This window comes from Micromonospora sp. bgisy143, assembly GCF_057708145.1.
Window position 1 is genome coordinate 170,963 of the sequence record NZ_JBYIRN010000002.1, and the last position, 26,460, is coordinate 197,422.

Genomic DNA, 26,460 nt, shown 5'->3' on the forward strand with positions numbered 1-26,460 from the left:
CTCAGTAGCCGTCGACCACCCGGTTGATGAGCGGTTCACCGGCGGCGAACCGCCGTACCTGCTCGCCGACGAGCCGGTACGCCCGCGGCAGCAGCCCTCGCACCGACCCCGCCACATGCGGCGTGAGCAGCACGTTCGGCATCGTCCACAGGGGAGATTCGGCAGGCAGCGGTTCCGGATCGGTGACGTCCAGGGCGGCCGAGATCCGACCGGTGGCCAGTTCGGCGACGAGCGCGTCGGTACGGGCCACCGGACCTCGGGCCGCGTTGACCAGCAGCGCTCCGTCGGGCATCGCGGCCAGGAAGTCCTTGTCGATCAGACCGCGGGTCTGGTCGGTGAGCGGCACCAGCACCACCACCACGTCGGCGTCCGGCAGCAGCCGGGGCAGCTCCGCGACGGCGTGCACCGACTGCTCCGGCCGGGCGCTGCGGGCGACCAGGGTGAAGCTCACCCCGAACGGCGCGAGCCGGTCGCGCACCGCCGTGCCGATCGAGCCGGCCCCGACGATCAGCACCCGCTTGCCGGTCAACTCATCGGTCGGCGCGTTGCCGTCGTACGCCCAGCGCCGCTGCGCCTGCGCGCGGGCGAAGGCGGGGAACGCCCGGAGCTGGGCCAGGATCGCGGTGACCACCCACTCGGCGGTGGACGGGTCGTGCACCCCACGGGCATCGCAGAGGGTGACCCCGTCGGGCATCCGGCCCGCCCAGGCGTCCGCCCCGGCGGAGAGCAGCTGCACCACCGCCAGGTCGGGCAGCTCACCGAGCAGCGCGGTGGCGTCCGAGCCACTCAGGAACGGCGGCACCCAGAAACGGACGTCGGCCACGGCGGACGGCAGGCGGTCGGCGTGCTCGGCGACCTCCAGCGTCACGCCCGGGGGCAGCTCACCGACGAGGTCCAGGCCGGCCGGGTGCGGAATCCATACCTTCACGTCCGCCGACGATAGCCGTCGCCACGACGGTCGGCGCGGGCACGCCCGGAACCTGCGCCCGGGCGAGACGCGACACACCGGTTTTGGACCCGGCCACGGCGAGGTATAACCGAGGGTCGGGGGCCCTCTCGGCCCCCACCCCGGCAGACAGGTGCTCGATGACCGACGGCTCCCCCGCCAGCGCGCGACGTTCGAACGCCTCACCTCCGGCGCTCGGCGACGCGGCGCGGCTGCGCGCGCTCGCCGACACCGGGCTGGACGCGGCTCCGGACGAGGCGTTCGACCGGTTCGCCCGACTGGTCAGCGACCTGCTGGAGGTGCCGGTCGCGCTGGTCTCGCTGGTCTCCGCCGACCGGCAGTTCTTCCCGGGGGCGGTCGGTCTGCCCGAGCCGTGGTCGCAGCGGCGGCAGACCCCGTTGAGCCATTCGTTCTGCCAGCACGTGGTGGACATCGAGGTGCCGATGGTGCTGCCGGACGCCCGGCTCTACCCCCGGGTCCGGGACAACCTGGCCATCGACGACCTCGGCGTCGTCGCGTACGCCGGGATGCCGTTGACCGACCTCTCCGGCCGGGTGCTCGGCTCGCTGTGCGCCATCGACAACAAGCCCCGGGCGTGGACCGCCGGACAACTGCGGACGCTGTCCGACCTCGCCGCCGCCTGCTCCTCGGAGTTGCGCCTGCGGATCGCGCTGGACGGCGCTCAGGAGGCGCACCAGCGACTGGAGCTGCTGGCCGGGGTGAGCGAGACGCTGGCCGGCACGTTGGACGTGGGCACGTCGCTGCGCCGGCTCACCGCCGCCATGGTGCCGCTGCTCGCCGACTGGTGCGTGCTCATCCTCGTCGGGCCGACGGGACAGCCTCGGGAAGTCGTCGCGGCGCACCAGGACCAGGCTCGGACGCCGGACGTCGACCGGTTCGCCGCGTTGCTGCGGACCGGCCTGAACCAGGAGTCGGTGATCCGGTCGGTGCTCCGGACCGGTCAGCCCCGGCTCGGCGGGGTCGCGTCGCCGGACGACGTGGCCCGGGGCACCACCGGTCCGGAGCTGCCGGCGATCGCCGAGCGGCTGGGCATCGCGTCGTACCTCAGCGTGCCGGTGCGGGCCGCCGGGGGCACCGTGTTGGGCGCCATCACCCTGGTCAACGCGCCCGGCCGCCAGCAGTTCGACGACCGCGACCTGCTCACCGCCGTGGACATCGGCCGCCGCGCGGGGCAGGCCATCGGCAACAGCTCGATGTACGGGGAGCAGCGGCACGTGGCCGAGGTCCTGCAACACAGCATGCTGCCGCGGCTGCCTGCCGTGACGGGGCTGGATCTGGCCGCCCGCTACCAGCCGGCCGCCGACCGGGTGGAGGTCGGCGGCGACTGGTACGACGCCTTCGTGCAGCCCGACGGTGACCTGATCGCGGCGATCGGGGACGTGGCTGGGCACGACATCGAGGCCGCCGCGACCATGGGCCAGCTCCGCAACCTGGTACGCGGCAACGCGTTCGGCCGGGATGACGAGGTCGGGAAACTGGTGAGCCACCTGGACGACGCGATCCGCGGTCTGCGGCTGCCCATCGCGGCCACCGCCACGCTGGTGCGCATCCGCCCGGAGCGCTCCGGTGTCCGGGAGGTGACGTGGTGCAACGCCGGACATCCGCCGGCCCTGGTGGTACGTGCCGGCGGCGCGGTGGACGTGCTCGAGGCGGCGCCGGAGCCGCTGCTCGGGCTGGCCCGACCCACGCCCCGGACCAGCCGGTCGACGAGCCTCGCCACCGGTGACACGCTGCTGCTCTACACCGACGGGTTGGTCGAGCGTCGGGACCGGTCCATCGACGACGGGCTCGCCGAGTTGGTGGGCCGGTTGACCGGTACCGACGGGCTGCCCCTGGACGAACTGTGCGACCTGCTGCTCGCCTCGATCGACCGCCGCGAGGACGACACGGCGCTGCTGGCGGTCCGGGCCCGCTGAGCGCAGCGGGTCCGGCCGGACCGCGCGGCGGGCTACCCTGGGCCGGGTGAGAGCCCGTCCCCCGTACCCTCGCGTCCGCCGTCTCCGGACGGTCCTCGCGGCGTCCTGCGCGGCGCTGCTGTTCGCCTCGGGTTGCAGCTTCGGCGAGCCGGAACCCGACCCGGCGGGCGAGCCACCCAACCTGCCGACCCCGTCGGCGTCGCCGAACGCCGGCGGCGCGGGCCAGCAGGCGGTGACGACCGTGCTGGCCAAGGGGCTGCGGGTGCCGTGGGCCATCGCGTTCCTGCCGGACGGCGGCGCGCTGGTCACCGAGCGGGACAGCGGCCGGATCCTCCAGGTGGGCCCGGAGTCCGGCCCGGACGGGCTACGGGTCCGGGTGGTGCAGACGATCAACGACGTGGCCGCGGCGGGTGAGGGCGGCCTGCTCGGCATCGCCGTATCCCCCGACTACGCCCAGGACCGGACGGTTTTCGTCTACTACACGGCCGAGCAGGACAACCGGGTCGCCCGCCTGCAGATCGGCGGGCAGCCCACCCCGATCCTCACCGGCATCCCGAAGGCGAACGTGCACAACGGCGGCGGGTTGGGCTTCGGACCGGACGGGCAGCTCTACGTCAGCACCGGTGACGCCGGTGAGCGGCCCAACGCGCAGGACACCAAGAGCCTCGGCGGCAAGATCCTGCGGATCACCACCGACGGCAAGCCCGCGCCGGGCAACCCGTTCCCCGGCTCGCCGGTGTGGTCGTTCGGCCACCGCAACGTGCAGGGCTTCGCCTGGGACGCGGCCAAGCGGATGTACGCCGTCGAGTTCGGCCAGAACACCTGGGACGAGATCAACCAGATCACCAAGGGCGGCAACTACGGCTGGCCGGAGGTCGAGGGGCGGGCCGGAGACAAGCGCTACACCGACCCGATCACGCAGTGGGCCACCTCCGACGCGTCCTGCTCGGGGTTGGCCGCAGCGGACCGGCTGCTGGTGACCGGCTGCCTGCGCGGCAAGCGGCTCTGGGTGATGGAGCTGACCGACACCGGCACGCTGCTCGGGCAGCCCAGTGAGCTGCTGACCAACCGGTACGGGCGGCTGCGTGCGGTGGCCGCCGCGCCCGACGGCTCGCTCTGGGTGAGCACCTCCAACCACGACGGGCGGGGTGATCCGGCGGCCGACGACGACCGCCTCCTGCGGGTGGTCTTCGCCGGCGGCGACGGCGGACGCAGCTGACCTCCGTCACCTTCCGCCCAGGTTTGCCAAGATCCCTCGACGGGCAGGTCAGAATCTCAGCATGGACGGGCAACGCGACGAGCAGCACGGCGACGCCGAGGACCGGGACGACCCGGTGACCGGCGGCGCGCCGTCGCGCCCGGCCCGCCGACGGCTCGGCCGCCCCGGCGGGCCGGTACGGCGTACCGGCATGATCCTCGCCGTCCTGGTGGTGGCCCTGGCCGGGGCGGCACTCGGTGTGCTGGCCGGCGGCCGGGTGAACACCGACATCGGGCCGTTCCGGGCGAACCTCACCCTCTCCCCGGCCAGCGAGGGCGGGACCACCATCGACGTGCCGCCGCTGGGCGCGCTGCTGATCGACAGCCACAGCGGGCCGACGCACCTCACGGTACGACTCGGCGCGCTCGACCAGGGCCGCACCGAGGCGCTGCTGGACGACCCGGCGAGCATCAGCCGGGCCAGCCAGAGCGCCGTGGAGGACGTGCGTTCCGGGGTGATGCGGCTCGGCCTGCGTACCCTCGCCTCGGCGGTGCTGGTCACCCTCATCCTGGCCGCGTTGGTCTTTCGGGACGTGCGGCGGACGGCCTGGGCGGGCGGGTTGGCGCTGCTGGTCACCGCCGGCAGCCTCGGCACGGCCGCCGCGACGCTGCGCCCGCAGGCGATCGAGGAGCCGCGCTACGAGGGGCTGCTGGTGAACGCCCCGGCGATCGTCGGTGACGCGCGCCGCATCGCCAACGACTACACCAAGTACGCCGAGCAGCTGCAACGCATCGTTGGCAACGTCAGTCAGCTCTACACGACGGTGTCGGCGTTGCCGGTGTTGGATCCCGCGCCGGGCACCACCCGGGTCCTGCACGTCTCCGACATGCACCTCAACCCGACCGGCTGGCAGCTGATCCGTACGGTGGTGGAGCAGTTCGGCATCGACGTGGTCATCGACACCGGCGACATCACCGACTGGGGCAGCGAGCCGGAGGCGTCGTTCGTCGGCTCGATCAGCCTGCTCAAGAAGCCGTACGTGTTCATCCGGGGCAACCACGACTCGGGCAAGACCAGCGCCGCGGTGGCGCGTCAGCCGAACGCGATCGTGCTGAACAACTCGACGACCACGGTCGCGGGGTTGACCATCGCCGGCATCGGCGACCCGCGCTTCACCCCGGACAAGAACACCTCACCGGCCGGCAGCGGGTTGACCCAGGAGGTGGCGGACCAGGTGATCGGCGCGGGTGAGCAGCTCGCCACGACGATCCGCAACTCGCCACGGCCGGTCAACATCGCGCTGGTGCACGACCCGGCGTCGGCCGGGCCGCTCGCCGGCACCTGCCCGCTGGTGCTGGCCGGGCACACCCACGCCCGGCAGGTCGCCAAGTTGCCGCAGGCCCCCGGTCAGCAGCCCACCGCCCTGTTCGTGGAGGGCTCGACGGGCGGGGCCGGGCTGCGCGGCCTGGAGGGTGAGAAGCCCACCCCGCTGTCGATGACCGTGCTCTACTTCGACCAGCAGAAGATGCTCCAGGCGTACGACGACATCACCGTCGGCGGCACCGGCCAGGCCCAGGTCAACCTGGAACGCCACATCGTGCAGGACCCGAACGCCGGCGCGCCCGCCTCGGTCACCCCCACCCCGACCCGCTGAGCGCGGGCTGCCGTCGGCTCACCACCGACTCGGCGGTCCCGGCCCACCCAGCCGAGCCCGCGCCCGAGCCGGAGCCGGAGCCGGTGCCGGTGCCGGAGCAGGAGCAGGAGCGGGAGCGGGAGGTGCGTGCGCAGCCTTTGCTCTGCTTCAACGGACGCAACAGTTACGACGGGTTACTCCGCTTCCGGTGTGCGCACCCGAATTTCCGCAGCTCAGCGCGGGTGTTGCGTATGTTGAAGCAGAGCAAAGGGCGAAGAGAGCCCGGTAGGTAGGCGGACGCCCCGCACTGTCAGTCGCGGCGGCGGTGGGACGCGAAGGCCGGCGTACGCAAGCCGGCACACGCGAGCCGGCAGACGCGAGCCGGCAGACGCGAGCCGGCAGGCGGGGAAGAGCCCGCCCTCGCGGGCGCGGTCAGCGCAGGGCGAGCGCGGCCAGGGCGGCGTTGACGATGCTGCCGGGCAGCAGGTCGTGCAGCTCGTACAGGTCGGCCACGCTGCCGGACTGGCCGAACTCGTCCACGCCGAGCGGCACCGCCGGGGCGCCGACCGCCGAGCCGAGCCAGGCCATCGCGTGCGACGCCGCGTCGTGCACGGTCACCACCGGCACCCGGTCGGCGAACGCGGACCGCAGCGCGCCGGGCACGCTCGGCACGGTGGCGGTGCGTACGCCCTGACGCAGGGTGCGCTGCCACGCCCGGTAGAGCCGGTCCAGGCTGGTCACGTCCACCACGTGCGCGGCGATGCCCTCCTCGGCCAGTTCGGCGGCGGCGGCCAGCGTCTCGGGGAGCACCGCGCCGGAGGCGGCGAGTTGCACCACCGGCGCGTCGGCCAGGTGCGGGTACGCCTGGTGCGCGTCGACCAGCCGGTACGCCCCGGCGACCACCTGCCGGCGCAGCACCGCGTCACCGAGCCGGGCCCGGGCCGCCTCGAACGGCGCCTGGTCCAGCGGCCGGGTGCTGAGCCGGAAGTAGTACGCGCCGTCCTCGGCGGGGGCGGCGGTCGCGGCCGGGGCGGCCCCGCCGGCGATCTGCCCCAGCGCGTCGCAGAGCAGCCAGTCGAGGCTGCCCGCGTACGCCGGCTCGACGAACGTCACGCCGGGCAGCTCCAGGCCCACCGACGCGGTGATCGTGGACTGGTGGGCGCCGCCCTCGGGGGCCAGGGTGATGCCGGACGGGGTGCCGGCCACCACGAACCGCGAGCCGGAGTACGTGCCGTAGAGGAACGCGTCGAGGCCGCGCAGCACGAACGGGTCGTAGACCGTGCCCACCGGCAGCAGCGGCTGCCCGGACAGGTCCCACGACAGGCCGAGCTGGCCGAGCAGCAGGAACAGGTTCATCTCCGAGATGCCCAGCTCGATGTGCTGCCCGGTGGGGCTCTCGGTCCAGCGCAGCATCCGGTCCTCGGTCCAGGACCGCTGCTCGGTGGGGGCGAAGACTCCGGTCTTGTTGATGAATCCGGCGAGGTTGGTCGAGGTGGCCACGTCCGGAGCGGTGGTGACCAGGTAACGGCCGACCTCCCGGTCCCGCGCCAGGTCCACGAGCACCCGACCGAACACCTCCTGGGTGGAGATGGGCTTGTTGGCGCGTACTCCGGTGCTCTCCGGAACGGTGACCCCGAGCGCGCGCTCGCGCGGCGCGCGGGACAGTGCCTCCCGGCGGGCGCCGGCCCGGATGCCGGCCTCCGACGCCGGGTCGAGGCGGTCCCACTCGGTCTCGGCGGTCAGGCCGTGCGCGCTGCGCAGCGCGTCGATCTGCTCGGTGCTGAGCAGCGCGGAATGGTTGCGCGGATTGCCGGCGATGGGCAACCCCCAACCCTTCACGGTGTACGCGAAGACGACGCTGGGCCGGTCGGTGACCGCGTCGCACTGGGCGTACGCGTCGAGCATCGCGGACAGGTCGTGCCCGCCCAGGTCGGTGACGAGCGGACCCAGATCCTCGTCGCTCACGCCCTCGATCAGTTCTGCGATGCCGGCCGGCGCGCCGTCCAGGAACTGCTTGCGCAGTGCCGGCCCGGTCAGCCCGAACAGTGACTGGTACTGCTCGTTGGGCATCGCGTCGATCCAGTCGCGCAACGCCTCGCCACCCGGCCGGGCGTACGCCTCGGCGAGCTTGCGGCCGTACTTGACCTCCACGACGTGCCAGCCGGCGGCCTCGAACTGGCCCCGCCACTGGTTGATCCGGATGCCGGGCACCACCCGGTCCAACGACTGCCGGTTGAAGTCGACGAGCCACATCACGTTGCCCAGGCCGGTGGTCGCCGGGTCGGCCACCGCCTCCCAGATGTTGCCTTCGTCCAGCTCGGCGTCACCGATCAGCGCCACGAACCGGGAGTGCGGGCGGGCCCCGAAGTGGGCGTCGACGTAACGGCGGGTGGCGGCGGCGAAGAGCGGCGCCGCCGCGCCCAGGCCGACCGAGCCGGTGGAGAAGTCCACCTCGTCCGGGTCCTTGGTGCGCGACGGGTACGACTGGAGGCCGCCCCGCGCCCGCAGCCGGGGCAGGTAGGAGCGGTCCAGGTTGCCCAGCAGGTACTGGATGGCGTGGAACACCGGGGAGGCGTGCGGCTTCACCGCGACCCGGTCCTCGGCGTCCAGGTGCGCGAACCACAGCGCGGTCATCGCCGTGACCAGGGACGCGCTGGACGCCTGGTGCCCGCCGACCTTGACGCCGTCGCCGGTGGCCCGGTCGTGGTTGGCGGCGTCCACGATCCGGGTGGCGAGCCAGAGCACCCGCCGCTGGATCTCGTCGAGAACGTCAAGGTCGTGCTGGGTCACGGTGGCTCCATCCGGGCGTCGACGATGACGCCCTCGACGAGGGGTGCGGGGTGGCCGCGTGGTCGACAGAGGTGAGGAGAAGGCCGCCGCCGGGTCGCGGCGGCGGCCTGTTCCGAACGGGGTGTCAGCCCTGGACGCCCAGGCGCTCCAGGATCAGCGTGCGGACGGCGGCGGCGTCGGCCTGACCACGGGTCGACTTCATCACCGCGCCGACCAGCGCGCCGGCCGCCGCGACCTTGCCGCTGCGGATCTTGTCGGCGATGCCCGGGTTGGCGGCGATGGCCTCGTCCACGGCGGCGGTCAACGCGCCGGTGTCCGAGACGACCTCCAGGCCCCGACTGGTCATGATCTCGGTGGGCGAGCCCTGACCGTCGACCACGCCCTCCAGCACCGTACGGGCCAGCTTGTCGTTGAGCTTGCCGGCGTCGACCAGGCCCTGCAGCTCGGCGACCTGCGCCGGGGTGGCCCCGACGTCGGCCAGCTCCACGCCGGTCTCGTTGGCCCGGCGGGACAGCTCACCCAACCACCACTTGCGGGCCGCCGCCGGGGTCGTGCCGGCCGCCACGGTCGCCTCGATCAGCTCCACCGCGCCGGCGTTGAGCACCGACTGCATGTCCAGGTCGGACAGGCCCCACTGCTGCTGGAGCCGACGCCGGTGCACCCGGGGCAGCTCCGGCAGGGCGGCCTTCAGCTCGGCGACCCAGGCCGGGTCCGGGGCGACCGGCACCAGGTCCGGCTCCGGGAAGTACCGGTAGTCGGTCGCGGTCTCCTTCGAGCGGCCCGGGGTGGTGTCGCCGGTGTCCTCGTGGAAGTGCCGGGTCTCCTGGGTGATCCGCCCGCCCGCGTCGAGCACCGCCGCCTGCCGCAGCATCTCCGAGCGGACCGCCCGCTCCACCGACCGCAGCGAGTTGACGTTCTTGGTCTCGGTGCGGGTGCCCCACTCCTGGCCGGGCAGGTTGAGCGAGGTGTTCACGTCGCAGCGCAGCGAACCCTCCTCCATCCGCACGTCCGAGACGCCGAGGGTACGGATCACGTCACGCAGCTCGGCGACGTACGCCCGGGCCACCTCGGGGGCGAGCGCGCCGGTGCCCACGACCGGCTTGGTGACGATCTCGACCAGCGGGATGCCGGCCCGGTTGTAGTCGACGAGCGACTCAGTCGCGCCGTGGATCCGCCCGGTGGCGCCGCCGACGTGCAGCGTCTTGCCGGTGTCCTCCTCCAGGTGCACCCGCTCGATCTCGATCCGGACCGTCTCGCCGTTCACTTCGACGTCCAGGTAGCCGTCGACGCAGATCGGCTCGTCGTACTGGCTGATCTGGAAGTTCTTCGGCATGTCCGGGTAGAAGTAGTTCTTCCGGGCGAACCGGCACCACTCGGCGATCGAGCAGTTCAACGCCAGACCGATCCGGATGATCGCCTCGATGGCGGCCTTGTTGGCCACCGGCAGCGACCCGGGCAGGCCCAGGCACACCGGGCAGACCCGGGTGTTCGGCTCGCCACCGAAGTCGGTCGGGCAGCCGCACCACATCTTGGTGTTCGTGCCCAACTCGACGTGGGTCTCCAGGCCGATCACCGGTTCGTAGCGCGCGACGACCTCGTCGTACGCGGGCAGCGTCGTCGTCATCTGGGCTCCTGCCTCACAGTGCCGGTGGGGTGAACGTGCCGACCGCGGACTCCAGCGCGGCCGCGACCCGGTACATCCGGTCGTCGGCCATCGTCGGGGCCATCACCTGCAGGCCCACGGGCAGCCCCTCGGAGAGACCACACGGCACCGAGATGCCCGGACCGCCGTACAGGTTGGTCGGGATGGTGAACAGGTCGGCCAGGTACATCTGGTACGGGTCGGCGGTGCGCGCGCCGATCGGGAAGGCCGTGAACGGGGTGGTCGGCGAGATCAACGCGTCGACCCGCTCGAACGCGGCCGTGAAGTCCCGGGTGATCAGCGTACGGACCTTCTGCGCCTGGCCGTAGTACGCGTCGTAGTAGCCCGACGACAGCGCGTACGTGCCGATCATGATGCGGCGCTTGACCTCGGGGCCGAAGCCGGCCTCGCGGGTCAGCGACATGACCTCCTCCAGCGACCGGTTGCCGTCGTCGCCGACCCGCAGGCCGAACCGGACACCGTCGAACCGGGCCAGGTTGGAGGAGCACTCGCTCGGGGCGATCAGGTAGTACGCCGGCAGCGCGTACGCGAACGTCGGGCAGGAGACCTCGACGACCTCGGCGCCCATCTTGGTCAGCGCGTCCACCGACTCGCGGAATGCCGTCATCACGCCCGGCTCGGCGCCCTCGCCGACGAACTCGCTGACGATGCCGAGCCGTACGCCGGTCAGGTCACCGGTCGCGCCGAGCTTCGCCGCCGCCACCACGTCCGGCACGGGCTGCGGGATCGAGGTCGAGTCACGCGGGTCGTGCCCACCGATCACCTGGTGCAGCAGGGCCGCGTCGAGCACGTTGCGGGCGCACGGGCCGGGGGTGTCCAGCGACGAGGAGAACGCCACCAGGCCGTACCGGGAGGTGCCGCCGTAGGTGGGCTTCGCCCCGACGGTGCCGGTGACCGCGCCGGGCTGGCGGATCGAGCCGCCGGTGTCCGAGCCGATCGCCAGCGGCGCCTCGTACGCGGCCAGCGCGGCGGCGCTGCCCCCACCCGAGCCACCCGGGATGCGGCTCAGGTCCCACGGGTTGTGCGTCGGGCCGTACGCCGAGTACTCGGTGGAGGAGCCCATCGCGAACTCGTCCATGTTCGTCTTGCCCAGCATCACCGTGCCGGCGTCCCGCAGCCGCTGCACGATCGTCGCGTCGTACGGCGGGCGCCAGCCTTCGAGGATCTTCGAGCCGACGGTGGTCGGCACGCCACGGGTGGCGAGCACGTCCTTCACCGCGACCGGCACGCCCGCGAGCGGGCCCAACTCCTCGCCGGCGGCCCGGCGCTCGTCCACGGCGCGGGCGGCCGCGAGGGCGCCGTCGGTGTCCACGTGCAGGAAGGCGTGCACCTGGTCGTCGACCGCGGCGATCCGGTCCAGGTGCGCCTGGGTCACCTCGACGGCGGAGGTCTCCCCGCCGGCGACCAGGGCGGCGATCTCCGTCGCGGTCATTCTGGTCAAATCGCTCATGACGCCACGTCCTCGCTCAGAATCCGGGGTACCCGGAACCGCTGCTCCTCGGCGTCGGGCGCACCGGACAGCACCTCCTCGGGGGTCAGGCACGGCGTGACGACGTCCTCGCGGAAGACGTTCGTCAGCGGCACCGAGTGCGAGGTCGGCGGGATGTCCGCGGCGGCGACCTCGCCGACCTGGGCGACCGCCTGGAGGATCACGTCGAGCTGGCCGGCGAACGTGTCCAGCTCCTCCTCGGTGACGGCGAGCCGCGACAGGCGCGCCAGGTGCGCGACCTCCTCGCGGGAGATGGCGGCCATCCGTGCCCCCTTCTGATGTCCTGCTGGTCGGGCGTTGTGCCGGCCGCGCGGCGGATGCAGTGTGACGCGCGGTGACCGGAGCGAGTCTATTGTTCCGCGCCCCGCGCCGGCTGCTCGGGTCGGTCAGCGCGTACGTCGGCGACCGGCGTCCGGCTCCGGGCCACCGCTGGGGCGCACCGGCCGGTACCGGGCCAGCCAGGTGACCAACTCCTCGGCGGGCATCGGACGGGCGTAGAACCAGCCCTGGGCCGCGTCACAGCCGGCCGCGTACAGCATCCGCCAGGTCCGCTCGTCCTCCACGCCCTCGGCGACCACCCGCAGGCCCAACGCCCCCGCCAGCTCGATCGTGGAACGGACGATCGCCGCGTCGTCGGCGTCGTCCGCCATGCCCAGCACGAACGACCGGTCCACCTTCACCTCGGACAACGGCAGCCGACGCAGGTGCTGCAACGACGAGTAGCCGGTGCCGAAGTCGTCAAGCGCGATGGCCACCCCGATCTGGTGCAACCGGGTGATCGTCGCCAGCACCCGGCGCGGATCGGCCATCAACGCGCCCTCGGTGATCTCCAGTTGCAGCCGCTCGGCCGGCACCCCGTACCGGGCCAACCGGTCGGCGATCTGGTCGGCGATCTCGCCGGTGTGCAGGTCACGCACGCTGACGTTGAGCGCCGCGCGCAGCCCGATACCGGCCGCCGACCACTTGGCGAGCTGCTCCACCACGTCGTCCACGACCCGGCGGGTGAGCAGCCGCATCACCGCGCTCTGCTCGGCGACCCGGATCAGCTCCTCCGGGTCGACCATGCCCCGGCGCGGGTGCCGCCACCGCAGCAGCGCCTCGACACCGACCACCTCGCCGGTCGCGATGGCGATCTGCGGCTGGTAGTACATGGTGATCTCACCGGCGTCCTCGACCGGCTCGTCGCCGTCGCGTACCCACCCGGTCGGCGCGACCGTCCGCCCGCCCGCGGCGGACCCGGCGTCGCGCCCCGGACGGCGGTCGCCCACCGGCGGCAGCACGCCCCCGTTCGGCGAGCGCCGCCCGTGCCCACCGGCACGCCGGTCCCGGCTCGGGCCGGGCCGGGTGCCGGGAATCGTCGCGCGACTGTTGCGACCCCGGATCGGATCGGCCCCGGTGGCGATCCGGTTGATCAACTCATCGGCGTGCGCCACCTCGTCACCGGCCCGGCGACGGCGACCCCACCACCGCCCGCCGGTCGCGGTCGGTGCGGCGATCACCGGCGCGGCCCCGGCCGGCAGCGCGGCGCCGTCACCGCCGCGCACCTCGGCCTCCACCGCGAGGGGTACGTCTGCCGTCCGCTCCGCCCCACTCCGCTCGGTGTGCCGGGCGCGCGTGGCCTCCCCTGCCCGCACGACCTGCTCGGCCTCGACGGCGTGGCCCGTCTCGGCGGCGTGGCTGCGCCCGACGGCGGGGGTCGCCTCGACGGCGTGGGTCGCGTCGACGGCGTGGTCTACCTCTGCGGCGTGGGTCGCGTCGTCGGCGGACGCGCCGGCTTCGAGCACCCGCCGGAGGTCGGCGAGAAGTCCGAGACGCTCGGCCGAGTTGTGGTCGGACTCCGGGGCGTACACGGCGACCGTGTCGTTGCGGTGCTTGGCGTCGTACATCGCCACGTCGGCGTGCCGCATCAGGGTGGCGAAGTCCTCGCCGTGCTCGGGGAAGAGGGCGATCCCGATGGAGCCGCCGACGTCGAGCGGCAGGCCGTCCAACGCCACCGGCTCGGCCAGCGCCGCGACCACCCGGTCGGCCAGCTCACGCGCCTGACCGACCTCGGTCAGCCCGGTCATCACGATGGCGAACTCGTCCCCGCCCAGCCGCGCGATCATCTGCGGCCGGGGTTCCACGTCCACCAGCCGGGCGCTGACCTCGACCAGCAGCCGGTCGCCCACCGCGTGCCCGAGCGCGTCGTTGACGTTCTTAAAGCGGTCCAGGTCGATGAGGAGCAGCGCCAGATGTCCGTCGGGCTCGCCCCGGGCGGTCCGCTCGGCGTGCAGGTGGACCTGCTCCGCCACCTCGGCCAGCAGCGCCTTGCGGTTGGGCAGACCGGTCAGCGGGTCGGCGGCCGCGAGGTGCTGCTGTTCGACGGTCAACCGGGCCATCCGGTACACGGCGAACAGCGGCACCAGCACCAGCGGGATCAGCGCCGCGCTGAGCCGGGCGGCGGCGACGAGAACCGGCGCGAGCAGCAGCAGCGAGCCGGTGGAGAGCAGTTCGAACCCGACGCCCCGGCGGACGGTGGGCCACCAACGGCCGCCGAAGCGCAGTCGTACCGCCCAGCTCACCAGCCCGTAGTTCACCACGAACCAGGCGAGCGTCGCGCCGCCGACGGCGGCCACGTCGGTCCAGTGCAGGCGTCCACCGGAGAAGATCGTGCCCGGCCCGAGCCGGATGACTGCGTACCCGGCGGCGAGCGCACAGGCGTACTGGCCGACGTTGAACGCGGTCCGCCAGGCGGCGTTGCCCATCCGCCAGCCGGAGACGATCACCCCGACGGCCTGCACCGCCACCGCCGGGCCCAGCCCCCAACCGAGCAGGATCGCGAAGGTGAAGCAGGTGGACGGGAAGACCGCCGAGGTCTGCCTCCGCCCGGGCGGGACGAACGGACGCGCGTCGCAGATCACCGCGAGCGCGGCCATCGTCCAGAACGCCGCCGGCAGTTGGGACAGGTCCCCGGGAAGCGTCGTGAGTGGACCGGCGGCGGTCAGCGCCGCCACCACCAGGATGCCGACGACGAAGGTGGCGAACGGCCTCACCCGCCCAGGTGGGAGGGAGTTACGCGGGTCGGCGACCTCCATCACACCTCCCGAGGACGGTCGACGTGTCGGTGAGCACGTCGTGACCCAATGAAACGCCCTCGGCCCCGGGTTTCCCGGTATGACAGTCACGAATCGGTAGTAGTCGTAATTAAGTTGGTATACGCGGCGGCCACCTCGGCGACGTACCGGCGTCAGCCCTCGACGCGGGCGACCTCCCGCGCTGCATCCGGACCCGCGTCCAGCAGCAGCCGGAACCCGTCCTCGTCCAGCACCGGCACCTTGAGGCTGGCCGCCTTGTCGGCCTTGGAACCCGGGTTGTCCCCCACGACCACGAAGCTCGTCCGCTTGGAGACCGAGCCGCTGACCTTGCCGCCCCGGCTCTGCACGGCCTCGGCGGCCTGGTCACGAGAGAAGCCGGCGAGGGTCCCGGTCACCACGACCGTCAGCCCCTCCAGCGGACGCGGGCCCTCGTCGACCGCCTCCTCGGCCATCCGTACGCCCGCGTCGGCCCACTTGCGGACCACCTCGCGGTGCCAGTCCACGGCGAACCACTCCCGGATGCTGGCCGCGATGGTCGGCCCGACCCCGTCGACCGAGGACAACTCCTCCTCGCTGGCCGCCTCGATGGCCTCCATCGAGCGGAAGTGCCGGGCCAGCGCCTGGGCGGCCGTGGGACCGACGTGCCGGATGGAGAGCGCCACCAGCACCCGCCACAGGTCACGTTCCCGGGCGACGGCCAGGTTGTCGAGCAGCTTGACCGCGTTGCTGCCGAGGCTGCCGTCCTTGTTGACGAAGAACGGCAACCGGGACAGCTGATCGGCGTCGAGCTGGAAGAGGTCACCCTCGTCGGCGATGATCTCCGCGTCCAGCAGCGCCGCCGCGCCCTTGTAGCCGAGCACCTCGATGTCGAACGCGCCACGGCCGGCGAGGTGGAACACCCGCTCGCGGAGCTGGGCCGGGCAACTGCGGGTGTTCGGGCAGCGGATGTCGACGTCGCCCTCCTTGGACGGCGCGAGCGGGGTGCCGCAGGACGGACAGGTCGTCGGCATCACGAACGGGCGGGCGTCGGCGGGCCGCAGGTCGACCACCGGACCGAGCACCTCGGGGATCACGTCGCCGGCCTTGCGCAGCACCACCGTGTCGCCGATCAGCACGCCCTTGCGCTCCACCTCCCGGGCGTTGTGCAGGGTGGCGAGCGCGACGGTGGAGCCGGCCACCCGCACCGGCTCGAGCACGGCGAACGGGGTGACCCGACCGGTACGCCCCACGTTGACGTCGATGTCGATGAGCTTGGTGGTGACCTCCTCCGGCGGGTACTTGAAGGCGATCGCCCAGCGCGGAGCACGACTGGTCGAGCCCAGCCGGCCCTGGATGGAGACCGGGTCGACCTTGACCACCACACCGTCGATCTCGTGCTCGACGTCGTGCCGGTGCTCGGCGTAGTAGGCGATGTACTCCGCGACGCCGGACAGGTCCGGCACGACCCGCCACCGGTCACTGGTCGGCAGCCCCCACGCCTTCAGGGCCGCGTACGACTCGGACTGCGCGACGGGCTGGAACCCCTGGCGGGCGCCGATGCCGTGCACCACGAGACGCAGCGGCCGGGAAGCGGTGACCCGAGGGTCCTTCTGCCGCAGGCTGCCGGCAGCGGCGTTACGCGGGTTGGCGAACGGCGCCCGGCCCTGCTCGACCAGACCCGCGTTGAGGTCGGCGAACGCGGCGACCGGGAAGTAGATCTCGCCGCGGACCTCCAGCAGCTCGGGGATCGTCGGGAACTCGGCGGACGGCGTGAGCTGGCCCGGCACGTCCCGGATGCTGCGCACGTTGGCGGTGACGTCCTCGCCGGTGCGGCCGTCGCCCCGGGTGGCCGCCCGGACCAGCCGACCGGCCTCGTAGGTCAGGTTGATCGCCAGACCGTCGACCTTCAGCTCGCAGAGGTAGGGCACCGGACCGCCGGCGTCCCGCTCGACCCGCTCGGCCCAGGCCGCCAGCTCCTCGTCGGCGAAGGCGTTGTCGAGCGAGAGCATGCGCTCGGCGTGGGTGACCGGGGTGAAGTCGGTGGAGAACGTGCCACCCACCCGTTGGGTCGGCGAATCCGGCGTACGCAGCGCGGGAAACTCCTGCTCCAACGCCTCCAGCTCGCGCAGCTGCTTGTCGAACTCGGCGTCGGTGATGATCGGCGAGTCCAGCACGTAGTAGCGGTACTGATGCTCGGTCAGCTCACGGCTGAGCGTGGCGTGCCGCTCCCGCGCCTGCGGCGTCGGCTCCGCGCCGGCCGCCGCCTCCTGAGCCGGGCTGACCTGCTGACCGATCTGCTCCTCGGACACCCCGCCACCTTCGGACACGCCTGCGACCTCCCTGATCACGCTACTAAGGCACGGTATCGGTCCGGGCCGACAATCCGCCGCCCACCCGCACCGACGATGCGGCCCCACGCGCCCGACCTCAATGCCACGCTGCGTGTCGCCACCGAACTCGCCCGTCTTGATCGAATCCACATCGCCGATGTCGTGGGTGTCCCATCGTCAGCACGCCCCCAGATCGGCGAAGGCGGCCCGGCCACCCCAGGCCCGTCGCCGAACTCCCGCCGATCTTGCAGTTTCTGTCGTCGATAGAAGGCGGTATGCCCGGAATGCCGCAACAGAAAGTGCAAGATCGGCGCGGGTGAGGGTCGGCCGGGCCAGGGGCGGGACGCGGGAGGGCTGCTTGAGAGCGTGGCGGTCCGCACCGCCCCGGGGCGCGGGGGGCGGCGAGGGCTTTGACGTGCGAGGATCGCCGCACGAAGCGGCCGGTGTGCCGCCCTGACACGGAGGTGGCGATGACCGAGGCGCTGCTCTGGGCGGCGGCGATCCTGCTGGCGGTGGCGGCCGGCTGGGCATGGAACAGCTGGCGGCACCGGGCGGCCGCGCGGCGCTCGACCGACCGGCGCGCGACCGACCGGCCCGGTCGAAGTGCCACGACTCGCCCGGGTGACCGACGTTCCGCGCCGCCGAGGCCGCGGGGCACCGATCGGTCGGACGCGACGCCCCGCTCCCGGGGCACCGATCGGGGCACCGACGCTCCGGCGGCGGGTGAGATCTGGTGGGCCGACGTGCCGTACGCCGACGGCAGCGGCTCCAAGGTCCGCCCCTGCCTGGTGCTACGCGCCGACTCGCGGGGCGCAGACGTCCTCAAGATCACGAGCCAGGACAAGAGCGACCGGGACGACCACGTCCGGATCCCCACCCGGGACTGGGATCCGGGTGCCGAGCACGACAGCTACCTCAGCCTGACCGAGCCGGTCCGGATCAGCTCGGCGGACTTCGCCGACCGCGCCGGCCGCTGCGACGCCGACCTGTGGCGCACGGTCCGCAGCCTGCGCCACCTGCCCACCGGCTGAGCGCCAGGCCGGGCGAGGTCACCGGGGCCTACTCCGTGATCCACTCGACATCCCGGAAAACGGCCCGTCCACCCGCCAGTAACACCCCGACTTCCAGAAACCCGAGTCGATCACCGCCGACTGGCCGCGCCACCGGGCCGGGCCGCGCCAGGGCAGGCCGCGCCGGGACGGGCGGTCAGTCCCAGCTCTTGCCGAGGGTGGCGAGTCGGTCGGCGTACTCGATGCGCTCGGCCCATTCGGACGGCCAGGCGGCCATGCCGACTGCCGCGCCCACGAAGGCGCCGGCCAGGGCGGCGATCGAGTCGGAGTCGCCGGCGGTGGTCGCGCCCCGGGCCAGGGCGGCGACCGGGTCGTCGGCGTGGCGTACGGCGCAGAACAGCGCGGTGGCCAGCGCCTCCTCGGCCACCCAGCCTTCCCCGGTGGCCCGGCACGGGTCTCCGCCGTCGTCCGGGGCAGCCAGGGCGGTGGTCAGCCGGCGCAGCGCCGCCAGGCACTCGTCCCAACCGCGAGCGATGAACTCCTCCGGCGTGTCGACCCCCGGACGGCGCCAGAGATCGCCCAGCCAGTCCTGGTGGTAGACCCGGCGCTGGGACCGCGCCCGCTCGGTGAGCACCGCCGGCAACTCGGGCAGGCTGACGCCGCCGCGCAGGGCGACGACCGCGTACGCGGTGAGTTCGCTGGCGGCCAGACCGGTCGGGTGGCCGTGGGTGAGCCCGGCCTGCAGCTGGGCCAGACCGACCATCGTGTCGAGGTCGACGTCCAGCAGCCCCACCGGCGTGACCCGCATGTTCGCGCCGCAGCCCTTCGAGCCGGCAACCGTCGCCTCCTGCCAACGCAGCCCTCGGCCCAGGTCGGCGCAGGCGCGCAGGCAGGTCATCCCGGGGGCGCGGTTGTTGTCCGGGCTGACCGACCAGGCGACGAAGCGGCGTCGCAGCAGCGGCTCCACCACCTCCGGGGTGAGCCTCGACGCCTCGTGCAGCGCTTCACCCACCGCCAGCGCCATCTGTGTGTCGTCCGTGACCAGCGCCGGGTCGCCGGTCAACTCACGCGGGCCGGCCGGACCGTAACGGCGTTCGATCTCGGCGACGGTCAGAAACTCGGTGGGCCTGCCCAGCGCGTCGCCGTAGGCGAGACCGAAGAGCGAACCGGAGGCGCGCAGCACGGCGGTGGAGGTCACGGCGGCCATCATGCCCGGCCGCCGCAACCACCCTGCTGCGCGGTCAGTCCCAGCAGAGGCAGAACGGGTGGCCGACCGGGTCCGCGTAGACCCGGAAACCGTCGCCCTCGCCGGGCAGCCGCCGCGCACCGAGCGCGAGCGCCGCCTTCTCGGCGGTCTCGATGTCGTCGACCGTCACGTCGATGTGGAACTGCTGCGGACGCTCCGGATCCGGCCAGGCCGGCGGACGCAGGGTGAGCGCACGCTGGAACGCCAGGCGGGGCTGATGCCCGGGCGGGCCGCCCAGCACCACCCACTCATCATCGGCCTCGCCCTCGTTCTCGTACAGCGGGATGCCGAGCAGTTCGGAGTAGAACCCCGCCAACGCCCGCGGGTCGGGGCAGTCGATCACCACTGAACGTAGCTGTCCAATCATGACGGTCATCCTGCCCAGCGGGTACGACAGGAAAACGTCACTCCTCGGTGAACCGGCGGCCGGCGTCCCGGCAGGCCGCGAGCACCGCCCGGGCGTACTGGGGGGTGGCGCCGGCCAGGCCACACGCCGGGGTGACGACCACCTGCCGGGCGAGCTGCCGGCGCGGAAAGCCGAGGCGGTCCCAGACCCGGCGTACCCGCTCGGCGATCTGCCCGGAGGTCGGTGCGCCACCGGCCGACGGCGGCCCGGCCGGCGCGGCGCCGGCCAACAGCCCGAGGCCGGCGTCGATCGCCTCGCCCAGCGGATCCAGGTCGGTGACGAGGTCGAGGTCGAGGGCGACCGCGACGGCGCCGGTGGAGCGGATCAGCTCCAACGGCACGTCCGGGGCGCAGCAGTGCACCACGGTCGGTACGGCCACCGCGTCGACGACCGTGCGCAGCAGGGCAGCCGCGTCGGCCGACTCCACCGCCCGGTACGCGCCCAGCCCGCTCTCGGTCGGCACCCGTCCGGCCAGCACGGTCGGCAGCGACGGCTCGTCCAGTTGCAGCAGCACCGACGCCTGGGGCAGCCGACGCGCGACCGCCGCCACATGCTCGCGCAGCCCTTCGGCGAGCGAGCCGGTGAGGTCGCGCACGGCGCCGGGGTCGCGCAGCAACCGGCCACCGATCGGCAGCTCCAGCGAGGCGGCCAGGGTGAACGGGCCGCCGGCCTGCACCTTGATCGGACCGGCGTACCCCTCGGCCTGCTCGGTGAGCTGGTCCAGGTCACGCTCCATCAGGTCCCGGGCCCGGCGCAGGTCACGGCCGGGGCGGGGGGCTACCCGCCAACGCCCGGCGTACAGCTCGACGGGCAGCTCGACCAGCAGCCCGGCGCTACGGCCGATGAGGTCGGCGCCGGGGCCACGGGCCGGCAGCTCGGGCAGGTGCGGCAGGTCGGGAAGCTCGCCGAGGACCACCCGCTGGGCCTCAGCGATGTCGGTGCCGGGCAGCGAACCGATGCCGGTGGCCGCGCCGGCCGGCCAGGGCCACGCCTGATCTGTCACGGCCGAAGGCTATCCCGGCGTCCAGGCCGGCCGTGCGACGACCGTCCGACATCCACCGCGGGCCAGGAGCCGCCCGCTCAGCCGGCGATCGTGGCCGAGCCGAGGACGATGTCGCCGGCCGGGTCCGGCCGGTACGCCACCAGTGCCTGACCGGCGGCGACACCGCGGACCGGTCGGCGCAGCTCGGCGTGCAGCGCGTCGCCGTCGAGGTCGACGGTCGCCGGCACCACGTCGCCGTGCGCGCGGAGCTGCACCTCGCACTCGACCGGCGCGTCCGGCCGGGGACCACCGGTCCACACCGGGCGGGTGGCCCGCACCTGGGAGACCTCCAGCGCCTCGGCCGGACCGACCGTCACCGTGTTGGTCTTGGGCGTGATGGAGAGCACGTAACGTGGCCGACCGTCCGGGGCGGGCCGGTCCAGGTGCAGGCCGCGACGCTGGCCCACCGTGTACGCGTACGCCCCGGTGTGGCTGCCGACCACCGCGCCGGTGCTCGCGTCGACGACGTCACCGGGCGTCTCGCCGAGCCGGCCGGCGAGGAAGCCACGGGTGTCGCCGTCGGCGATGAAGCAGATGTCGTGGGAGTCCGGCTTCTCGGCCACCGCCAGGCCGCGCTCGGCGGCCTCCGCGCGGACCTGGGCCTTCGTCGAGTCGCCGAGCGGGAACATCGACCGGTCCAGCTGCTCGCGGGTGAGGACCGCCAGCACGTACGACTGGTCCTTGGCGATGTCGACGCTGCGGCGCAACAGCCCGTCCGGGCCGAGCCGGGCGTGGTGACCGGTGACCACCGCGTCGAAGCCGAGCGCGATCGCCCGGTCCAGCACCGCCGCGAACTTGATCTTCTCGTTGCAGCGCAGACACGGGTTCGGCGTACGACCGGCGGCGTACTCGGCCACGAAGTCGTCCACGACGTCCTCGTGGAACCGGTCCGCCATGTCCCACACGTAGAACGGGATACCGATCACGTCGGCAGCCCGGCGGGCGTCCCGGGAGTCCTCCAGCGTGCAGCATCCGCGCGCGCCGGTCCGGTACGTCTGCGGGTTGCGCGCCAACGCCAGGTGCACGCCGGTCACGTCGTGCCCGGCCGCCACCGCCCGCGCCGCCGCCACGGCCGAGTCAACCCCGCCCGACATCGCCGCCAGAACTCTCACCACAAACCCCCTCCCCGCCAACCCTATCCACCGTCCCGGACCGACCCCCACCCCCAACCCTGCCCCGCCCGCTCCGCACCCACCCCCGGCACCCCGTTGATCATGAAGTTATTGCCACGACACGCCGATCCGCAGGGCAATAACTTCATGATCAACCCGGCAAGGCGCGGCGAGGCGAGGCGCGCGGGTGGTGGTAGGGCGTCAGCGGGGGGTTCGGGGGGAGGCTGCTCGGCGGGCTCGTTCCACCGCTGCGGGGAGGGCCGCCACCAGGGCGTCGATCTCGGCCTGGGTGCTGGTGTGACCGAGGGTGAACCGCAGCGAGGAACGGGCGCGGTCGTCGTCGGCGCCCATCGCCAGCAGAACGTGCGACGGCTGGGCGACACCGGCCGAGCAGGCCGAGCCCGTCGAGCAGGCGATGCCCTGGGCGTCGAGCAGGAGCAGCAGGGCGTCGCCCTCACAGCCCGGGAAGGAGAAGTGCGCGTTGCCGGGGAGCCGGTCGGTCGGGTCGCCGTTGTAGATCACCTCGGGCACCGCGTGGCGGACCCGCTCGATCAGGTCGTCGCGCAGGGCGGCCACCCGGGCCGCGTACTCCTGCTGGCCCTTGACCGCCGCCTCGACGGCGACCGCGAAGGCGACGATGCCCGCGGTGTCCAGCGTGCCGGAGCGGACGTCGCGCTCCTGACCGCCACCGTGCAGCAGCGGTACGGCGGCCACCTCCCGGCCGAGCAGCAGGGCACCCACCCCGATCGGGCCGCCCAGCTTGTGGCCGGTGACGGTGAGCGCGGCGGCCCCGCTGGCGGCGAAGTCGACAGGTACCTGGCCGACGGCCTGGATGGCGTCGGTGTGGAACGGCACCCCGTGCTCGGCGGCGACGGCGGCCAGCTCGGCCACCGGCTGCACGGTGCCGACCTCGTTGTTGGCCCACATCGCGGTGACCAACGCCACCCGGTCAGCGTGCGCGCTGAGCTCGGCGCGCAGGTCCGCCGGGTCGAGCCGGCCGGTGGCGTCCACCGGCAGCAGGCCGACCTCGGCGTTCTCGTGCTCGGCCAGCCAGTCGACCGAGTCGAGCACGGCGTGGTGTTCGACGGCGCTGGAGATCACCCGCCGGCGGTCGGCGTTGGCGTCCCGGCGGGCCCAGAAGATGCCCTTCACCGCCAGGTTGTCGCTCTCCGTGCCACCACCCGTGAAGATCACTTCGGACGGCCGCGCGCCGAGCACCGCGGCCACCCGCTCGCGCGACTCCTCGACCCGGCGACGGGCACGACGACCCGCCGCGTGCAGGGAGGACGCGTTGCCGACCTCGCGGGCGGTGGCGACGTACGCCTCCAGTGCCTCGTCGAGCATGGGGGTGGTAGCCGCGTGATCCAGGTAAGCCATCACCCCTCAGCGTACGGCCGACCGGCCGGGGACCGGAGAGCGGAGTGGACGCCGCGTCTCGTGCCGGGGCGCGGAGAGCACCCCGGCACGAGACGAACCCGGCCCGGTCAGGCGGGCACCGCCGTGACGACGATGTTGTCGCGGTACTTGCGGGCCTTGGCGTCGAACGGCCCACCGCAGGTGATCAGGGTCAGCCGCGGCTTGCCGTCCCGGGCGAAGTACCGGTCCAACGGGATCTTGGTCTTGGCGTACTCCTCCCGGGCGACGACCTGGTACCGCCGGGCCTTGCCGTCGCTGCCGGTCGCGGTCAGGGTGTCGCCCTGGTCCAGCTCGCGCAGCCGGAAGAACGCCCCCTTGCCCTGTTTGGCGCTGTCCACGTGACCGGCGATCACCACCGATCCGGCGTCCGCCTCCAGGCCGGGGCCGTACCGGTACCAGCCGATCTGGTCAACGCTCGGCGGCACCTCGAACTCGTTGGTGCGCTCGTTGATGCCGACGGCGTTGACCGTGGCGGTGACGCCGATCTCCGGGATGACCAGCCGCACCGGAGGCACGGTCTCCGCCCCGACCGGCAGGTCGCCGGCGGTCACCGGAACCGACGGGACGGCGGCGGCCGACGGGTCGGTGGCCGGTGCGGCACTGGCCAGCGCGGTCGCCTCCTCGGTGCCGACGTTCTCGGCCGGCTGGGAGTTGCACGCCACCAGGGTGGCGACGGTGAGCGCGGCAACGCCGGCGGCCAGGGCCGCCAGCGCGCCGCGGTTGCGCACCGTCACCTGCGGCCGGTCCGCGCGGTCGCCATCCGCGCCCCGCCACCGACGAGCAGCAGGACGCCGGCGCCGGTGAGCACGTACCACCAGGTGTTCACGCCGGTACCCGCCTGGCCACCGTCACCGCTCGGCACACCGCCCGGGGCGGAGTGCAGGCCGGTGATGGTCTGGGCCACCACGTCCAGGTTCTTGCCCTCGGCGGAGCCGATCGCGTAGACGATCGTCGCGGTGCCCTCCTTGAGGTTCAGGTCCGCCGGGCCGATGGCCACGGTGTCGGTGCCGGCCAGCACCACGTCCGCCTTCACCTCGCCGGCGTCGACGTCGCCCTTGGCCTCCTTCGGGTTGGTCAGGCCCTTGAAGACCGGGGTGCCACCGGCGCGTACGTCGACCGCCGGGGCGGCCGCGGTGTGCCGGACGATCAGGCGGGCCTTGCCGGCGTCGACCTTGGAGACGTCGTTCACGAAAGGCGTGATCTTCGGCTTGCCGGCGGCGTCGAGGTGCGCGGCGATGCTGATGTTCGCCCCGCCCGGCACCTTGGCGTCGTCGACCTTGAGGATCGCGCTGCCGACCGGATCGCCGGGCTTGGTGAGGGCGATGTCGTACTCCCCCTCGGCCAGGTTCAGCGGGCCGGCCACGTCACCGGGCTTGAAGTTGTCGAGCGTCTTCTTGCCGTTGACGTAGACGTCGACCGGGGTGTCCGGGATGCCGTGCACGACGGAGACCTTCGACGTGGCGGCGTACGCGGGGGTGGCGGTGAACGCGCCGACACCGGCGAAGGCCAGCGCGGCGACCGCGCCGCCCGCGGCGACCCGACGGAAGTACGAGAGCTGCATGTCTGCCTCCTGGTGATTGGTGCTGATTCGTCAGGCCTGGCTTGCAGAACGGGTTACGCCGGCTCCGATGCGGGTGGATGCGCTCTCAACGCGTTTTCTTTTCTCGGCGCCGGCCGCATCCAGATCACCCTCGGCAGACGAAGAGCAGGTGAGATGACTCTGACCGGGGAAGTGGGGCGAGGGCTGTGGGAGTTACAGTCGGGCATGCCCCAGCGAAGGTGGGCCGCCCCATGACGGCGCTGCCACCGCAACCGGACCCACCGACGGACGACCTGGCGGCCCGGTTCCGGGCCGGCGACGAGGCGGCGCTGCGTGAGGCGTACGACCGTTACGGCCGCGCCGTCCTGCACCTGGCGACCTCCATGCTCGCCAACCGGGCCGACGCCGAGGACGTGACCCAGGCGACGTTCGTCGGCGCGTGGCTCGGCCGGGACACCTTCGATCCCACCAAGGGATCGCTGGTCGGCTGGCTCCTCGGGATCGGCCGGCGCAAGGTGATCGACCGGATGCGCGCCTCGGCGCGGGAGACCCGGGTGGTGGAGACGGTCCGGCAACTGCCCGAGCCGGCGCAGACCGGCCCGGACCCGGACCGGGTGGTGGATCGGCTGGTGATCGCGGACGAACTGGCACGCCTCCCGGACGACCAGCGGCGCATGTTGGAGTTGGCCTTCTACGACGACCTGACACACCAGCAGATCGCCGCGGTGACCGGGGTGCCGTTGGGCACCGTGAAGAGTCACATCCGACGCGGCATGGCGAGCTTGAAGCGCAGATGGGAGGTGGATGGTGCAGCACCTGGAGCACGAGCGGCTGGTCTTTCTGGCGCTCGGTGAGAGCGAGGCGGACGACGGGGAGCGCACCCACCTCGACACCTGCGCACACTGCCGGGCCGAACTGACGACCCTGCGCCAGGTGGCCGGGCTCGGCGCCGAGACGCAGGGCCTCGGTGACCTGCCCGACCCGCCGGAGCACCTCTGGCAGGGCATCGAGGCCCAGATCCGGGCGGCCGAGGGCACCGCGGCTCCCGCACCCGTGGCGGTGCTGACCGGCACCGATCGGCAGCAGGTGCCTGGACAGACCCGCGGGACGGAGACCGAGGCGGTCACCCGGCTCGATCCGACGCGTCGGTCCCGCCGGAGCCGTGGCTGGTCCCGCTGGGCGGCCACCACGGTCACCGCGCTCGCGGCGGCGGCGATCGGTGTGGTGGGTACGGTCACGGTGCTGCGGCCCACCGAACCGGAGCCTGCGAAGACGCCGACGGTGCTGGCCAGCGCGCCACTGGCGGCGTTCGGCTCGACGCCGAAATCGGCCCAGGGCGACGCGCGGGTCCTCCAGGGCGGCCAACTGCATCTGCATGTGGCGAATCTCCCGCGCGTGCCGGGGTACTACGAGGTCTGGCTCATCAATCCGACGACGATGGAGATGTTCTCGATCGGCACCCTCGGTGGCGACGCGGACGCTCTGCTGCCCCTGCCCCCGAACGTCGACCTCAAGAGCTATTCGGTGGTCGACGTGTCCGCCGAGCAGTACGACAACAACACCCGCCACTCCGGCGACAGCCTGTTGAGGGGCACCCTGACGGGCTGATCGGCGGGCCGGCTCAGCTCCCCGGCCCGCCGATCAGCTCC

At 73.1% G+C, this 26,460-nt stretch carries 20 protein-coding genes; 6 read left to right on the top strand and 14 right to left on the bottom strand.

Going from position 1 to position 26,460, the window contains the following annotated elements:
* Position 1: 1 nt before the first annotated feature.
* Positions 2 to 928: a 2-hydroxyacid dehydrogenase gene (locus tag AC3EN4_RS03710; protein ID WP_435204511.1), complete on the bottom strand. Its 927-nt coding sequence runs from the start codon at positions 926 to 928 to the stop codon at positions 2 to 4.
* A gap of 158 nt (positions 929 to 1,086) precedes the next feature.
* Between AC3EN4_RS03710 and AC3EN4_RS03715 the strand changes: the two genes are divergently transcribed.
* The 3 genes from AC3EN4_RS03715 to AC3EN4_RS03725 all read left to right on the top strand — a co-directional run bounded on the left by AC3EN4_RS03715 (position 1,087) and on the right by AC3EN4_RS03725 (position 5,735).
* Positions 1,087 to 2,883: a SpoIIE family protein phosphatase gene (locus tag AC3EN4_RS03715; RefSeq protein ID WP_435204512.1), complete on the top strand. Its 1,797-nt coding sequence runs from the start codon at positions 1,087 to 1,089 to the stop codon at positions 2,881 to 2,883.
* A gap of 46 nt (positions 2,884 to 2,929) precedes the next feature.
* Positions 2,930 to 4,102: a PQQ-dependent sugar dehydrogenase gene (locus tag AC3EN4_RS03720; RefSeq protein ID WP_435204513.1), complete on the top strand. Its 1,173-nt coding sequence runs from the start codon at positions 2,930 to 2,932 to the stop codon at positions 4,100 to 4,102.
* A 61-nt stretch (positions 4,103 to 4,163) separates the two neighbouring features.
* Complete coding sequence (locus AC3EN4_RS03725; RefSeq protein ID WP_435204514.1) at positions 4,164 to 5,735, top strand: metallophosphoesterase; 1,572 nt, start codon at positions 4,164 to 4,166, stop codon at positions 5,733 to 5,735.
* Positions 5,736 to 6,146: 411 nt separating this feature from the next.
* Here the strand turns inward: AC3EN4_RS03725 and AC3EN4_RS03730 are convergent, their stop codons facing one another.
* The 6 genes from AC3EN4_RS03730 to ligA form a co-directional block, all read right to left on the bottom strand.
* Complete coding sequence (locus tag AC3EN4_RS03730; protein ID WP_435204515.1) at positions 6,147 to 8,504, bottom strand: transketolase-like TK C-terminal-containing protein; 2,358 nt, start codon at positions 8,502 to 8,504, stop codon at positions 6,147 to 6,149.
* Positions 8,505 to 8,628: 124 nt separating this feature from the next.
* The gene (gene gatB / locus AC3EN4_RS03735) at positions 8,629 to 10,128 is read right to left on the bottom strand and encodes an Asp-tRNA(Asn)/Glu-tRNA(Gln) amidotransferase subunit GatB (RefSeq protein WP_422738686.1); all 1,500 of its coding nucleotides are present in this window, start codon (positions 10,126 to 10,128) and stop codon (positions 8,629 to 8,631) included.
* 13 nt (positions 10,129 to 10,141) lie between these two features.
* Entirely contained in the window at positions 10,142 to 11,617 is a 1,476-nt protein-coding gene (gene gatA / locus AC3EN4_RS03740) for an Asp-tRNA(Asn)/Glu-tRNA(Gln) amidotransferase subunit GatA (RefSeq protein WP_435204516.1), read from the bottom strand.
* A complete protein-coding gene (gene gatC / locus AC3EN4_RS03745) occupies positions 11,614 to 11,919 on the bottom strand; it encodes an Asp-tRNA(Asn)/Glu-tRNA(Gln) amidotransferase subunit GatC (protein ID WP_355052147.1) in 306 nt (101 codons plus the stop codon). Before gatC ends, gatA begins: the two co-directional genes overlap by 4 nt.
* Positions 11,920 to 12,042: 123 nt before the next feature.
* Entirely contained in the window at positions 12,043 to 14,730 is a 2,688-nt protein-coding gene (locus AC3EN4_RS03750; RefSeq protein ID WP_435204517.1) for a putative bifunctional diguanylate cyclase/phosphodiesterase, read from the bottom strand.
* Between the two features lie 152 nt (positions 14,731 to 14,882).
* Positions 14,883 to 17,018, bottom strand: coding sequence for an NAD-dependent DNA ligase LigA (gene ligA / locus AC3EN4_RS03755; protein WP_435204518.1), 2,136 nt, complete (start codon positions 17,016 to 17,018; stop codon positions 14,883 to 14,885).
* Positions 17,019 to 17,509: 491 nt separating this feature from the next.
* On the opposite strand from ligA, the gene AC3EN4_RS03760 reads away from it, so the two are divergent.
* Positions 17,510 to 18,070 carry a type II toxin-antitoxin system PemK/MazF family toxin gene (locus tag AC3EN4_RS03760; RefSeq protein WP_435204519.1) on the top strand — a complete coding sequence of 187 codons (561 nt, stop codon included), beginning with the start codon at positions 17,510 to 17,512 and terminating at the stop codon, positions 18,068 to 18,070.
* 175 nt (positions 18,071 to 18,245) lie between these two features.
* Here AC3EN4_RS03760 and AC3EN4_RS03765 read toward each other — a convergent pair whose 3' ends face one another.
* The 7 genes from AC3EN4_RS03765 to AC3EN4_RS03795 form a co-directional block, all read right to left on the bottom strand.
* The gene (locus AC3EN4_RS03765; RefSeq protein ID WP_435204520.1) at positions 18,246 to 19,259 is read right to left on the bottom strand and encodes an ADP-ribosylglycohydrolase family protein; all 1,014 of its coding nucleotides are present in this window, start codon (positions 19,257 to 19,259) and stop codon (positions 18,246 to 18,248) included.
* Between the two features lie 31 nt (positions 19,260 to 19,290).
* A complete protein-coding gene (locus AC3EN4_RS03770; protein WP_422740600.1) occupies positions 19,291 to 19,662 on the bottom strand; it encodes a VOC family protein in 372 nt (123 codons plus the stop codon).
* A gap of 37 nt (positions 19,663 to 19,699) precedes the next feature.
* Positions 19,700 to 20,704 carry a uroporphyrinogen decarboxylase/cobalamine-independent methonine synthase family protein gene (locus AC3EN4_RS03775; protein WP_435204521.1) on the bottom strand — a complete coding sequence of 335 codons (1,005 nt, stop codon included), beginning with the start codon at positions 20,702 to 20,704 and terminating at the stop codon, positions 19,700 to 19,702.
* Between the two features lie 77 nt (positions 20,705 to 20,781).
* Positions 20,782 to 21,855 carry a tRNA 2-thiouridine(34) synthase MnmA gene (gene mnmA / locus AC3EN4_RS03780; protein ID WP_435204522.1) on the bottom strand — a complete coding sequence of 358 codons (1,074 nt, stop codon included), beginning with the start codon at positions 21,853 to 21,855 and terminating at the stop codon, positions 20,782 to 20,784.
* Between the two features lie 201 nt (positions 21,856 to 22,056).
* Positions 22,057 to 23,232: a cysteine desulfurase family protein gene (locus AC3EN4_RS03785; protein ID WP_435204523.1), complete on the bottom strand. Its 1,176-nt coding sequence runs from the start codon at positions 23,230 to 23,232 to the stop codon at positions 22,057 to 22,059.
* Between the two features lie 107 nt (positions 23,233 to 23,339).
* Positions 23,340 to 24,005 carry a class F sortase gene (locus tag AC3EN4_RS03790; RefSeq protein WP_435204524.1) on the bottom strand — a complete coding sequence of 222 codons (666 nt, stop codon included), beginning with the start codon at positions 24,003 to 24,005 and terminating at the stop codon, positions 23,340 to 23,342.
* Complete coding sequence (locus AC3EN4_RS03795) at positions 24,002 to 24,832, bottom strand: DUF4397 domain-containing protein (RefSeq protein ID WP_435204525.1); 831 nt, start codon at positions 24,830 to 24,832, stop codon at positions 24,002 to 24,004. The genes AC3EN4_RS03790 and AC3EN4_RS03795 overlap by 4 nt, the downstream gene beginning before the upstream one ends.
* A gap of 230 nt (positions 24,833 to 25,062) precedes the next feature.
* On the opposite strand from AC3EN4_RS03795, the gene AC3EN4_RS03800 reads away from it, so the two are divergent.
* Both AC3EN4_RS03800 and AC3EN4_RS03805 read left to right on the top strand, forming a co-directional pair.
* The gene (locus AC3EN4_RS03800) at positions 25,063 to 25,665 is read left to right on the top strand and encodes an RNA polymerase sigma factor (RefSeq protein ID WP_422738676.1); all 603 of its coding nucleotides are present in this window, start codon (positions 25,063 to 25,065) and stop codon (positions 25,663 to 25,665) included.
* A complete protein-coding gene (locus AC3EN4_RS03805) occupies positions 25,619 to 26,419 on the top strand; it encodes an anti-sigma factor (RefSeq protein WP_435204849.1) in 801 nt (266 codons plus the stop codon). Before AC3EN4_RS03800 ends, AC3EN4_RS03805 begins: the two co-directional genes overlap by 47 nt.
* The last annotated feature ends 41 nt before the right edge of the window (positions 26,420 to 26,460 follow it).

Coding starts and splice junctions, on each gene's coding strand:
- AC3EN4_RS03715 (WP_435204512.1), top strand. CDS start 1,087: ATGACCGACGGCTCCCCCGCCAGCGCGCGACGTTCGAACGCCTCACCT.
- AC3EN4_RS03725 (WP_435204514.1), top strand. CDS start 4,164: ATGGACGGGCAACGCGACGAGCAGCACGGCGACGCCGAGGACCGGGAC.
- gatB (WP_422738686.1), bottom strand. CDS start 10,128: ATGACGACGACGCTGCCCGCGTACGACGAGGTCGTCGCGCGCTACGAA.
- gatA (WP_435204516.1), bottom strand. CDS start 11,617: ATGAGCGATTTGACCAGAATGACCGCGACGGAGATCGCCGCCCTGGTC.
- gatC (WP_355052147.1), bottom strand. CDS start 11,919: ATGGCCGCCATCTCCCGCGAGGAGGTCGCGCACCTGGCGCGCCTGTCG.
- AC3EN4_RS03750 (WP_435204517.1), bottom strand. CDS start 14,730: ATGGAGGTCGCCGACCCGCGTAACTCCCTCCCACCTGGGCGGGTGAGG.
- AC3EN4_RS03760 (WP_435204519.1), top strand. CDS start 17,510: ATGACCGAGGCGCTGCTCTGGGCGGCGGCGATCCTGCTGGCGGTGGCG.
- AC3EN4_RS03765 (WP_435204520.1), bottom strand. CDS start 19,259: ATGATGGCCGCCGTGACCTCCACCGCCGTGCTGCGCGCCTCCGGTTCG.
- AC3EN4_RS03770 (WP_422740600.1), bottom strand. CDS start 19,662: ATGATTGGACAGCTACGTTCAGTGGTGATCGACTGCCCCGACCCGCGG.
- AC3EN4_RS03785 (WP_435204523.1), bottom strand. CDS start 23,232: ATGGCTTACCTGGATCACGCGGCTACCACCCCCATGCTCGACGAGGCA.
- AC3EN4_RS03795 (WP_435204525.1), bottom strand. CDS start 24,832: ATGCAGCTCTCGTACTTCCGTCGGGTCGCCGCGGGCGGCGCGGTCGCC.
- AC3EN4_RS03800 (WP_422738676.1), top strand. CDS start 25,063: ATGACGGCGCTGCCACCGCAACCGGACCCACCGACGGACGACCTGGCG.